Origin of the sequence: Pseudomonas sp. LW8, from assembly GCF_041956865.1 — a bacterium.
In the GTDB taxonomy this organism is placed as follows: Bacteria; Pseudomonadota; Gammaproteobacteria; order Pseudomonadales; family Pseudomonadaceae; genus Aquipseudomonas; species Aquipseudomonas siliginis.
In genome coordinates, this window is sequence record NZ_CP168138.1 from 3216607 (window position 1) to 3228910 (window position 12304).

Below are 12304 nucleotides of genomic sequence, written 5' to 3' on the forward strand. Positions count from 1 at the left end.
GGCCAGTGTTGTCAGTCAGATGCGGGTCGCGCCACGGGCGCTGGCTGCGAACTGGTCGACGGGCAGCACGTGCTTGCGCTCCAGCACGCGATAAACAATGCCGGTCAGAATCAGCCCGAACACCATCACGCCCGAGAGGAAGTACAGTCCGGACGCCAGATTGCCGGTGTATTCCTTCAAAGCGCCGATCACGAACGGCCCGATATACCCGCCCAGATTGCCCACCGAGTTGATCAAGGCAATCCCCGCCGCGGCACTCGCGCCAGCAAAGAAACGCCCCGGCAAGGTCCAGAACACCGCGGTGCATGAGAACAGCGCGAACGCCACCAGACACAGCGCCGCCAGTTGCGCCACCGGTAGCGACAGCCAGGCACTGAGGAACAGGCCCAGCGCACCGAGCACATAGAGCACCGCCAAGTGGCCGTAGCGATCATTCAAGCGGTCGGAACTGCGCGGAATGATCAGCAGGCCGATGATCCCGAAAATGTATGGCACCGAAGAGACGAAACCGGTGACCAGATCGCTGCCGCCGAACTGTTTGATCAACGTCGGCAGCCACAGGCCCAGACCATAAATGCTCAGGGTCACCGGCAGATAGAACAGCGCCAGCAACAACACGCGTTTGTCTTTCAACGCATGCAGCGGATTGCCGTGACGGGTCTGGCCGTACTCCTGCAAATCCTTTTTCAGTTCGCCGGTCAGCCAGTCTTTTTCCGCCTGATCCATCCACTTCACTTGCTGCGGGCCGTCCGGCAGCCAGCGCAGCACCGGCCAGGTCAGCAGGATCGCCGGGGTGCCGATGACGATGAACAGCCACTGCCAGCCGTGCAGGCCGAGGATGCCGTCCATGCCCAGCAAACCACCGGACACGGGACCGGTGATCATCATCGCGATGGGTTGCGAGAGGATGAACAGGCCGAGGATCTTGCCGCGATGGCGCACCGGGAACCATTGGGTGATGTAGTACAGCACACCGGGGAAGAAGCCCGCCTCGGCCGCGCCGAGCAGAAAGCGCATCACGTAGAAGCTGTGCGGCCCTTGCACGAAGGCCATGCCGATGGTGATCGCGCCCCAGGTGATCATGATCCGCGCGAACCAGCGCCGCGCGCCGAAGCGTTCGAGCATCAGGTTGCTGGGAATCTCGAGAAGAAAATAGCCGATGAAGAACAGCCCGGCACCGAGGCCATAGGCGGCGTCGCCGATACCGATGTCCGCGCCCATGTGCAGCTTGGCGAAGCCGACGGCGGAGCGATCCACATAGGCGATCAGGTACAGCAGGATCAGGAAGGGAATCAGTTTCAGTGTGATGCGCCGGACAAGCCGCAATTCCTGGCTCATGAGATCGGTCTCCGATTGTTGTTTTTATAGAACCTCGGGGGACGCCTCTCGCCAAAACAGCCAGGGCCATCCCTCCGTCGAAAACGACTATATAGTAATACTAATTACCCAACAACACTTCCAAAGCGCGGATTTTGAGCTTAGATTAAGCGTCAGCTCGCAAACAATAGTCTTACAATAAGAGAATCGATCATGTCTGATAAGAAACCCACCCTGCGCTCCGCCCAATGGTTTGGCACGGCCGACAAGAACGGCTTCATGTACCGCAGCTGGATGAAGAATCAGGGCATCGCCGACCATCAGTTCCACGGCAAGCCGATCATCGGCATCTGCAACACCTGGTCGGAACTGACCCCGTGCAACGCGCACTTCCGCCAGATCGCGGAGCACGTCAAACGCGGGGTGATCGAGGCCGGTGGTTTTCCGGTGGAGTTTCCGGTGTTCTCCAACGGCGAATCGAACCTGCGCCCGACCGCCATGCTCACCCGCAACCTGGCGAGCATGGACGTTGAAGAAGCGATTCGCGGCAACCCGATCGACGGCGTCGTGCTGCTCACCGGTTGCGACAAAACCACTCCAGCACTGTTGATGGGCGCGGCCAGTTGCGACGTGCCGGCCATCGTCGTCACCGGCGGGCCGATGCTCAACGGCAAGCACAAAGGCAAGGACATCGGTTCCGGCACCGTGGTCTGGCAGCTCAGCGAACAGGTCAAGGCCGGCACCATCACCATCGATGACTTCCTCGCAGCCGAGGGCGGCATGTCGCGTTCGGCGGGCACCTGCAACACCATGGGCACCGCGTCGACCATGGCCTGCATGGCCGAAGCGCTGGGCACTTCGCTGCCGCACAACGCCGCGATTCCGGCCGTAGATGCGCGCCGTTATGTGCTGGCGCACATGTCCGGCATGCGTGCGGTGGAGATGGTGCGTGAAGACCTGAAGCTGTCGAAGATCCTCACCAAGGAAGCCTTTGAAAACGCCATTCGCGTCAACGCCGCCATCGGTGGTTCGACCAACGCCGTGATCCACTTGAAAGCTATCGCCGGGCGCATCGGCGTCGAGCTGGACCTGGACGACTGGACGCGCATCGGTCGCGGCATGCCGACCATCGTCGACCTGCAACCGTCCGGGCGTTTCCTGATGGAAGAGTTCTACTACGCCGGTGGTTTGCCAGCGGTGCTGCGTCGCCTCGGCGAAGCCAATCTGATCCCCAACCCGAACGCACTGACCGTCAATGGCAAGTCCATCGGCGAGAACACCAAGGACGCGCCGATCTACGGCGAAGACCAAGTGATCCGCACCCTCGACAATCCGATTCGCGCTGACGGTGGCATCTGCGTGTTGCGCGGCAATCTGGCGCCGCTGGGCGCGGTACTCAAGCCGTCCGCCGCTAGCGCTGAACTGATGCAGCATCGCGGTCGCGCGGTGGTGTTCGAGAACTTCGACATGTACAAGGCGCGGATCAACGATCCGGAGCTGGACGTCGATAAGGATTCGATTCTGGTGATGAAGAACTGCGGGCCGAAGGGTTATCCGGGCATGGCTGAAGTCGGCAACATGGGCCTGCCGGCCAAGCTGTTGGCGCAAGGCGTGACGGACATGGTGCGCATTTCCGATGCACGGATGAGCGGCACCGCTTACGGCACGGTGGTTCTGCACGTTGCCCCGGAAGCGGCAGCGGGCGGGCCTTTGGCGGCAGTAAAGGAAGGCGACTGGATCGAACTCGATTGCGCCAGCGGCCGTCTGCATCTGGACATTCCGGATGCTGAACTGGCCGCACGCATGGCCGATCTGCAAGCGCCGCAACAGTTGTTGGTGGGCGGTTATCGTCAGCTGTACATCGATCACGTGCTGCAGGCGGATCAGGGTTGCGACTTTGACTTCCTGGTTGGTTGCCGAGGTGCCGAGGTTCCGCGCCACTCTCACTAACAGCGCAATTCCCCTGTGGGAGCGAGCCTGCTCGCGAAGAGGGAGTGTCAGTCGACATCTATTTGACTGATATGCCGCCTTCGCGAGCAGGCTCGCTCCCACAGTTGCTTTTGCGTATCGCCTCAAATCTGTGCCGTGCCTGCTATGATGCGCGGCATCTCCATCGCTCAGGATCGCGCCACTCCCCATGGATTACCGCAAACCTTCCGACCGTAAAAGCATGCACTCGCGCATCGTCCAGGAACTGGGCATGCAGATCGTCTCCGGACGCTTTTTGCCCGACGACAAACTGCCCGCCGAAGCCCTGCTTTGCGAGGAGTACGCGGTCAGTCGCCCGGTATTGCGCGAAGCCACGCGGGTGCTGGTGGCCAAGGGTCTGGTGTATTCCAAACCGCGCGTCGGCACCGTGGTCAAGGCTCGCCGCGAATGGCACATGCTCGACCCGGACGTGCTGCACTGGCTGATGCAGAGCAGCCCGCAGAATGAATTCTTCAACGTGCTGACCAGCGTGCGCAGCATCATCGAGCCGGCAGCGGCCGCCCTCGCCGCTCAGCATGCAACCGATGCCGACATCGCCGCGATCAACGAAGCCTACCAACGCATGGAAGCCGCGCCGACTCCGGAAGCGCTGTTGCAGCCGGACCTGGACTTCCACAGCCGCATCGCCGATGCCACGCACAACGACCTGCTGGCGAACCTGTGCAACATGTTGGCGGTAGCGATTGCCGAGGCGTTGAAGCATTCCAATCAACGGCCGAATCTGCATGAACTGGCGTTGCCGCGGCACAAGGCGATCCTGACCGCCATCGAGAATCGTGATGCGCTGGGTGCCCGACATGCGACGCTGGTGCAGCTGGATGATGCGCGCAGTGCGTTGAGTGTGGTGCTTGGCGCTGAGCTTTCTTAGGGCTTGAGACCGCTTGCCCTCACCCTAGCCCTCTCCCAGAGGTAGAGGGGACCGATTGGGGAATATTTGAGATTTACGCCGACTTGAACGTTCTGCTGTGAATCCATAACCGACTCGGTATTTCAGGTCGATATATCTAGCCGCACCCCTCGGTCAGTCCCCTCTCCCTCCGGGAGAGGGCTAGGGTGAGGGGCTCTTGATGTTGATTCACAAAAAAAGCCGCAACCCCTCAAGGTTGCGGCTTTGTCGTTTCAGCCTGTCAGATCAGTGGGCAAACAGCGAATTGCCCTTCTGCCCCGCCAGCTTCTCAGGCTTGATCAGGAACTTGGCCAGCGCCGGCAGCAGCCACAGCGCGCCGAACATGTTCCACAGCAGCATGAAGGTCAGCATCAGGCCCATGTCAGCCTGGAACTTGATCGCCGAGAAGATCCAGGTGCACACGCCGATCGCCAGGCACAGGCCGGTGAACAGCACCGCTTTACCGGTGGACTTCAGGGTCTGGTAATAGGCTTCCTGCAACGGCAGCCCGGCACGCAGGAAACTTTCCAGGCGGCTGTAGATGTAGATGCCGTAATCCACGCCAATCCCCACGCCCAACGCCACCACCGGCAGCGTCGCAACTTTCACGCCGATGCCCATGAACGCCATCAGCGCGTTGCCGAGTACCGAGGTCAGCACCAGCGGCAGGACGATGCACAGGGTTGCCGCCCAAGAGCGGAAGGTGATCATGCACATCACCGCCACGCAGATGTACACCAGAATCAGAATGGTCAGCTCAGCCTGTTTGATGACTTCGTTGGTGGCCGCTTCGATCCCGGCGTTACCGGCAGCAAGGATGAATTCCAGACCGTCCTTATTGTTTTCCTTGGCGAACTCCTGCACCGCTTGCACCGCACGGTCGAGGGTTTCGGCCTTGTGGTCGTTGAGGAACACCAGTACCGGTGCCAGCGAGCAGCTGTTGTTGTACAGGCCATCGGCGCGGGCGATCGAGTTGTTCAGTACGTCCGGGTTGCGCGACAGGGTTTCCCATTTCAGGTTGCCCTCGTTCATGCCCTTGATCATCTGCTTGGACACGGTCACCAGCGAGATCGCCGACTGCACGCCCTCGGTGTTCTGCATCTTCCACATCAGCTGATCGATCGGCGCCATGGCTTCGTAGCGCGAGCAGCCTTCAGCTTTGGTCTTGACCATCACCACCAGCACGTCGGAGCTGGTCGAGTAGTTGCTGATGATGAAGTTGTTGTCCTTGTTATAGCGCGAGTCCGGACGCAGTTCCGGCGCGCCCTGGTCGAGGTCGCCGATCTTCAGGTTCTGGCTGTACCAGAGGCCGCCACCGAAGGCGATCAGCGCCAGCGCTACCGAAATCGGCGCGACTTTCGGGCTGGCGAAGTTCGACAGCAGACGCCAGAACGGGTGCTCGCGGTTGGCGTCCTTCTTGCTCTTGGCAATCGCGCGCTTGCTGATGCCGACATAGGAAATCGCCACCGGCAGCAGGATCAGGTTGGTGAACACGATCACCGCAACGCCGATGGAGGCGCCGATAGCCAGTTCACGGATCACGCCGATGTCGATGATCAGCAGAGTGATGAAGCCCACCGCATCGGCGAGAATCGCGATCATCCCCGGCAGGAACAACTGGCGGAAGGTGCGCCGCGCAGCGGTCAGGGCGTTATCGGCCTCGCTGGATTGCAGGGCGATACCGTTGATTTTCTGCACGCCGTGGGAAATGCCGATGGCGAAAATCAGGAACGGCACCAGCATCGAATACGGGTCGAGGCCGAAGCCGAAGAAGTGCATCAACCCGAGTTGCCAGACCACCGCCACCAGCGTCGTACTCAACACAGCGATGGTGCTGCGCAGGCAGTTGGTGAACCACAGCAGCAGAATCAGGGTGATGACGAAGGCGACACCGAAGAACAGCACCACCATCACCAGACCGTCGATCAGGTCACCGACCTTCTTGGCGAAACCGACGATGTGGATCTTGATGTTGGGGTTCTGCGCTTCGAACTTGTTGCGGATCTTGTCTTCGAGTTCATGGGAGAACTGGCGATAGTCCAGCGCCAGCAGCTTGCCCTGATCCTGGGGGTCCGGATAGGCCTCCAGCAGAGGGATGTCGACGATGCTCGACTTGAAATCGTTGGCCACCAGACGCCCGACCTGGCCGGACTTGAGCACGTTGTTGCGCAGCAGATCGAGGCTGTCCTGGGAACCGTTGTAGCTCTGCGGAATCACTTCACCGCCGGCGAAACCCTCTTCGGTCACTTCGGTCCAGCGTACGCTCGGGCTCCATAGCGATTTGAGGCCGGAACGATCGACGCCGGAAATGTAGAACACTTCGTCGTTGATCTGACGCAGGGTCTCCATGTACTCCTTGGAGAAAATGTCGCCGTCGGTGGCTTCCACCGAAATACGCACGGTGTTGCCGAGGTTCGCGAGATCGTTGCGGTGCTCCATCATCTTTTCGATGAAGGGATGCTGCAGCGGGATCATTTTTTCAAAACTGGTCGACGGCCGGATCAGCGTGGCCTGCCAGAACAGGAAAATGCTCACCACCAGGCAGATCAGGATCACGGCCGGACGGTTGTTGAAGATCAGGCGCTCGAGAACCGTCGCCTTTTCCTGCTGAGGAGTGATCAAGGAAGTCATAGCCCCGCCTTCTTGTTATTGGTCTCGGCACCGTTTGGCTGGGTGATGTGCAAACCACCCTGCCCGGTCAGAATCAGGTTGCCGTTGCCAGCGGCGGTAACCGACGACAGCGAAATGCGATCCGGACGGTTGAACACGCTGAAGGTTTCGCCGTTGTCGCTGCTGCTGATCACCGAACCGCCGTTACCGACGATCACGATCGAGCCGTCTTCGAGCAGCGTGCCGCCAGACAGACCGAACTCCAGCGCACCGCGTGCAGCTTTGAGTTCGACCTGCTCCCAGGTGCTGCCGAAATCAGTGGAGCGATAAAGATTGCCGCGCAAGCCGTACGCCAGCAGGGTCTGCGGCTGCGCCGTGCCGATCACGCCGAACAGCGAACCTTCGTACGGGCCTTCGAGCTTTTCCCAGGTCTGGCCGTCATCGGCGGAGCGGAACATGCTGCCGGACTCGCCGACGATGAACAGCCCGGCGTCTTTCACGGCGGCGATGGCGTTGAGGTGGAACTGGTCTTCGTTGTCGAGGCGATCGCTGACGTCTTCCCAGTGCTTGCCGCCGTCGGAGGTTTCCAGCAGCGTGCCGTAGGCGCCCACGGCAAAGCCGCTGCTGGCGTCCTTGAACCAGACGTCGAGCAGCGGCGATTCGCGTGCGAGGTCTTCGAATTGTTTGGTCCAGGTCAGACCGCCGTCTGCGCTGGCGAGAATCTGTGCGTCGTGGCCCACGGCCCAGCCGTTTTTGTCATCGACGAAATACACGGCAGTGAGCAGTTGCCGGGTCGGCACCTTGGCCTGGGTCCAGGTTTTGCCCTGGTCATCGGAATAGACGATGTGCCCGCGATCGCCGACCGCGACAAGACGCGCGCCAGCGTGGACGACATCAAGAATCAGGCTTTTTGCGGCCTTGGCCGATTCGGTGGCATAGACCACGTCAGCCGGGGCCTCGGCGGCAATCACAGGTGCCGATAACGTGGCAAAGCCCAGCAGCGAGAGTGCTGTGGCCAGCAACGCGGTGTTGCGTAACGCCGGCGGGCGGCAACGACTCATAGACCTTCCCCTATTTATTATTGTTGGGCCATCGGGCCTTCAAGGGCGCCGCAAGGGTGCTCGGCTACTGGCGTTTCAGAAGCATAGTCCTGAAACCCGCAATCCAGAGCCCCTTCGGAAGCTGGCTCATCCTATCGGGCTTTGCAAATGTCTGACAATCGGCGCCGCGTTATCTTTTGTTAACCGAAAGCGGCTCTCTGTAACCCATCATTTTCCCTGTGGGAGCGAGCCTGCTCGCGAATGCGGTGTATCAGTCACCCTGTTTATTGGCTGACCCACCGCTTTCGCGAGCAGGCTCGCTCCCACAGGGTTTGTAGTGATGGTTGGTTTTGCGACAAAGGGTGAATGCGCAGCCATTCGTAGGATGGATGACGCAATTGTTGCGGAGGGGACTTGCAGGATCGGTATTATGGTATACCATCAGACGCACAGACACTCTCAATCCCCCAAACGGAGCAGCTCATGAGTTTCGAAATTCGCAAGATCGTCAGCTATGTCGAAGAAACCTTCATCGAAGGCGGCAAGTCCACTGACAAGCCGGTGACCATGGTCGGCCTCGCCGTGGTGATGAAGAACCCGTGGGTGGGCCACGGTTTTGTCGAAGACCTCAAGCCGCAGATCCGCGCCAACTGCTCCGACCTCGGCGCCATGATGGTCGAGCGCCTGGTGGGCATCATTGGTGGCGCCGAGAAGATCGAGGCTTACGGCAAAGCCGCCGTGGTCGGCGCTGACGGCGAGATCGAACACGCCTCCGCCGTGATCCATACGCTGCGCTTCGGCAACCACTATCGCGAAGCGGTGAAAGCCAAGAGCTACCTGAGCTTTACCAACAAGCGCGGCGGTCCGGGCACGTCGATTCAGATCCCGATGATGCACAAGGACGACGAAGGCCTGCGTTCGCACTACATCACCCTGGAAATGCAGATCGAAGACGCGCCGCGTGCCGACGAAATCGTCGTCGTGCTGGGTTGCGCCGACGGTGGCCGCCTGCACCCGCGTATCGGCAACCGCTACATCGATCTGGAAGAACTGGCCGCCGAAAAAGCCCAGTAATCACAACAAGAAAGGCATTGCAGGAGCGCTCCATGATTCGGCTCACCGCTGAACTCACCCCGGCTGGCACCAGTTACCTGGCGACCGGCCAAGGCCAGCCCGTGGTCTTGATCCACGGCGTGGGCCTGAACAAAGAAATGTGGGGCGGGCAGATTGTCGGCCTCGCCAGCCAATATCAGGTGATCGCCTACGACATGCTCGGCCACGGCGCCAGCCCGCGCCCGGCCAGCGGCACCGACCTGCTCGGTTACGCCGATCAGTTGCTCGAGCTGCTCGATCACCTGAATCTGCCCCAGGCAGCGGTGATCGGTTTCTCCATGGGCGGCCTGGTCGCGCGGGCCTTCGCCCTGCATTACCCGGAGCGCCTGCAAAGCCTGGTGGTGTTGAACAGCGTGTTCAACCGCAGCGAAGAACAGCGTGCCGGCGTGATTGCCCGCACTGCCCAGGCTGCCGAACACGGCCCGGACGCCAATGCCGAAGCGGCGTTGTCGCGCTGGTTCAGCCGTGAATATCAGGCGGCCAACCCGGCGCAGATCGCCGCGTTGCGCCAGACTCTGGCCAACAACGATCCGCAGGGCTATCTGACCACCTACGAATTGTTCGCCACCCAGGACATGTACCGCGCCGACGACCTGAACAGCATTCAGGCGCCGACGCTGATCGCCACCGGCGAACTCGACCCCGGCTCGACGCCGGAAATGGCCGAGCAACTGGCCCGACGCATCCCCGCTGCGAAGGTTGCCGTGCTGCCCGAGCAACGGCATATGATGCCGGTAGAGTCGCCACGTCTGGTTAATCAGATGCTGCTGGAATTTCTTCAATTCGCACACGCCCGACAAAACCATATAAAGGGGATCGTTGCATGACACTCGCACGCTTCCAGATGTGCATCGGCGGAGACTGGGTCGACGCCCTCTCCGGCAAGACCTTCGAAAGCCTCAACCCGGCCTCCGCGCAAGCCTGGGCGCAATTGCCCGACGCCGATGAAGCGGACGTCGAACGCGCCGTGCAAGCGGCGCAAACGGCCTTCGACAGCCCGGCGTGGCGTGGTCTGACCGCCACTGCGCGCGGCAAACTGCTGCGCCGCCTCGGTGATCTGATCGCAGAAAACAAGGAACACCTGGCGCAGCTGGAAAGCCGCGACAACGGTAAGCTGATCCGCGAAACCCGTGGCCAGGTCAGCTATCTGCCGGAGTTCTTCCACTACACCGCAGGCCTCGCCGACAAGCTTGAAGGCGGCACCCTGCCGTTGGACAAGCCCGACCTGTTTGCCTACACCGTGCACGAAGCCATGGGTGTGGTCGCCGCGATCATTCCATGGAACAGCCCGCTGTACCTGACGGCGATCAAACTGGCCCCGGCCCTCGCCGCCGGCAACACGATTGTGATCAAGCCGTCCGAGCACGCCTCGGCGACCATTCTTGAGCTGGCACGCTTGGCCCTCGAAGCCGGGATTCCGCCGGGCGTGGTCAACGTCGTCACCGGTTACGGCCCGAGCACCGGCGCCGCCCTCACCCGCCATCCACTGATCCGCAAGATCGCCTTCACCGGCGGCGCGGCGACGGCACGGCATGTGGTGCGCAGCAGCGCCGAGAATTTCGCCAAGCTGTCGCTGGAACTGGGCGGCAAGTCGCCGAATATCATCTTCGCCGACGCCGACCTGGACAGCGCGATCAACGGCGCGATTGCCGGGATCTACGCAGCGTCCGGGCAGAGTTGCGTGTCTGGTTCGCGCTTGCTGGTGCAGGATGAAATCTACGACGAATTCGTCAATCGTCTGGTCGAGCGCGCCCAGCGCATCCGCATCGGCAACCCACAGGAAGACAACAGTGAAATGGGGCCGATGGCCACCGCGCAGCAACTGGCGGTGGTCGAAGGTCTGGTCGCCGATGCGATCGCCGAAGGCGCGCGTTTGCGCACCGGTGGCAAGCGTCCGGCGGATCTCGGTGAAGGCTGGTTCTACGAGCCGACGCTATTCGAGTGCGACCGCAATTCGATGAAGATCATGCAGGAAGAAGTCTTCGGCCCGGTGGCTTCGGTGATTCGTTTCAAAGACGAAGCCGAAGCGCTGGCGATCGCCAACGACTCGCAGTTCGGCCTCGCCGCCGGCATCTGGACTCGCGATCTCGGTCGCGCCCATCGTCTGGCCCGCGATGTGCGCTCGGGGATTATCTGGGTCAACACTTACCGCGCAGTGTCGGCGATGGCGCCGATCGGCGGCTTCAAGAACAGTGGCTATGGACGCGAAAGCGGCATCGACTCGGTGCTGGCCTACACCGAACTGAAAACGGTGTGGATCAACCTCTCCCAGGCGCCGATGCCTGATCCGTTTGTGATGCGCTAGGAGTCCTGCGAAATGATCGAACCCGGCATTTACAAAGACGTCATGAGCTCGTTCCCGTCCGGCGTCACGGTGGTCACCACCCTCGACCCGGACGGCGGCATCGTCGGTATCACCGCCAGCGCGTTCAGCGCGCTGTCGATCGACCCGGCGCTGGTGCTGTTCTGCCCCAACTACGCCTCCGACACCTACCCGGTACTGCGCGACAGCAAGAAATTCGCCATCCATTTGCTCTCCGCCGAGCAGACCGCCGAAGCCTACGCGTTCGCCGGCAAGGGCAAGGAAAAGGCCAAGGGCATCGAGTGGCATTTGAGCGATTTGGGCAACCCGATTCTGGCCAAGGCCACGGCGATCATCGAGTGCGAGTTGTGGCGTGAATACGACGGCGGTGATCACGCGATCATTGTCGGCGCAGTGAAGAACCTGATCCTGCCCGAGCAACCGGTGACGCCGATGATTTATCACAAAGGCAAGCTCGGCCCGTTGCCGACTCTGGCCTGACAGCCAGACACGATTGCCAATGTGGGAGCGAGCCTGCTCGCGAAAGCGGTCGATCATTCAACATTTGCATCGACTGACACGACGCCTTCGCGAGCAGGCTCGCTCCCACAGGAAACACCTGTGGATTGGAGGAATGATGAGTAACGATAAGTATGAAAAAGGCCTGAAAATCCGCACCCAGGTATTGGGCGAAGCCTATGTTCAGCGCTCGATCGAGAACGCCGACGACTTCACCCGCCCGCTGCAGGAAATGGTCACCGAATACTGCTGGGGCCATGTCTGGGGGCGTGAGGGTCTGTCGCTCAAGGAGCGCAGCATGATCAACCTGGCGATGATCTCGGCGCTCAACCGCCCGCATGAACTCAAGCTGCATGTGCGTGGCGCCTTGCGTAACGGCCTGAGTCGTGAGCAAATACGCGAAATTCTGCTTCAGGTCGGCATTTATTGCGGCGTTCCGGCGGCCGTGGACAGTTTCCGGCTGGCCCGTGAAGCCTTTGCCGAAGCCGACGCCGAGGCCTCCAGTTAACCCTCGGCTGTTTTGATGCC

The 12304-nt window shown here is 61.1% G+C and carries 10 protein-coding genes; 7 read left to right on the forward strand and 3 right to left on the reverse strand.

The genetic code is table 11. From position 1 onward, the window contains the following. Window positions 1–15: 15 nt before the first annotated feature. On the reverse strand, window positions 16–1338 hold the full coding sequence (locus AB9L16_RS14520; RefSeq protein WP_056789414.1) for an MFS transporter: 1323 nt from the start codon (window positions 1336–1338) through the stop codon (window positions 16–18). A 192-nt stretch (window positions 1339–1530) separates the two neighbouring features. Between AB9L16_RS14520 and AB9L16_RS14525 the strand changes: the two genes are divergently transcribed. Both AB9L16_RS14525 and AB9L16_RS14530 read left to right on the forward strand, forming a co-directional pair. Next, window positions 1531–3267 carry an IlvD/Edd family dehydratase gene (locus tag AB9L16_RS14525; RefSeq protein ID WP_041480068.1) on the forward strand — a complete coding sequence of 579 codons (1737 nt, stop codon included), beginning with the start codon at window positions 1531–1533 and terminating at the stop codon, window positions 3265–3267. A gap of 187 nt (window positions 3268–3454) precedes the next feature. Beyond that, entirely contained in the window at window positions 3455–4174 is a 720-nt protein-coding gene (locus AB9L16_RS14530; RefSeq protein WP_024013185.1) for a FadR/GntR family transcriptional regulator, read from the forward strand. A 264-nt stretch (window positions 4175–4438) separates the two neighbouring features. Here the strand turns inward: AB9L16_RS14530 and AB9L16_RS14535 are convergent, their stop codons facing one another. Together AB9L16_RS14535 and AB9L16_RS14540 are read right to left on the reverse strand one after the other, a co-directional pair. Then, window positions 4439–6823: an RND family transporter gene (locus AB9L16_RS14535; RefSeq protein ID WP_042606775.1), complete on the reverse strand. Its 2385-nt coding sequence runs from the start codon at window positions 6821–6823 to the stop codon at window positions 4439–4441. After that, window positions 6820–7863, reverse strand: a complete 1044-nt coding sequence (locus tag AB9L16_RS14540; RefSeq protein WP_056789409.1) for a YCF48-related protein — start codon at window positions 7861–7863, stop codon at window positions 6820–6822. The genes AB9L16_RS14535 and AB9L16_RS14540 overlap by 4 nt, the downstream gene beginning before the upstream one ends. A gap of 462 nt (window positions 7864–8325) precedes the next feature. Between AB9L16_RS14540 and AB9L16_RS14545 the strand changes: the two genes are divergently transcribed. The 5 genes from AB9L16_RS14545 to AB9L16_RS14565 all read left to right on the forward strand — a co-directional run bounded on the left by AB9L16_RS14545 (window position 8326) and on the right by AB9L16_RS14565 (window position 12284). Then, the gene (locus AB9L16_RS14545; protein ID WP_056789406.1) at window positions 8326–8916 is read left to right on the forward strand and encodes an amino acid synthesis family protein; all 591 of its coding nucleotides are present in this window, start codon (window positions 8326–8328) and stop codon (window positions 8914–8916) included. Window positions 8917–8948: 32 nt separating this feature from the next. Then, complete coding sequence (locus AB9L16_RS14550; RefSeq protein WP_375122295.1) at window positions 8949–9782, forward strand: alpha/beta fold hydrolase; 834 nt, start codon at window positions 8949–8951, stop codon at window positions 9780–9782. Beyond that, window positions 9779–11260 (forward strand): aldehyde dehydrogenase, encoded by a 1482-nt coding sequence (locus AB9L16_RS14555; protein WP_056789392.1) that lies wholly within the window; start codon window positions 9779–9781, stop codon window positions 11258–11260. Before AB9L16_RS14550 ends, AB9L16_RS14555 begins: the two co-directional genes overlap by 4 nt. 12 nt (window positions 11261–11272) lie before the next feature. Continuing rightward, window positions 11273–11758, forward strand: a complete 486-nt coding sequence (locus AB9L16_RS14560) for a flavin reductase family protein (protein WP_071172702.1) — start codon at window positions 11273–11275, stop codon at window positions 11756–11758. A 136-nt stretch (window positions 11759–11894) separates the two neighbouring features. Then, entirely contained in the window at window positions 11895–12284 is a 390-nt protein-coding gene (locus AB9L16_RS14565; RefSeq protein ID WP_003225716.1) for a carboxymuconolactone decarboxylase family protein, read from the forward strand. Window positions 12285–12304: the final 20 nt, after the last annotated feature.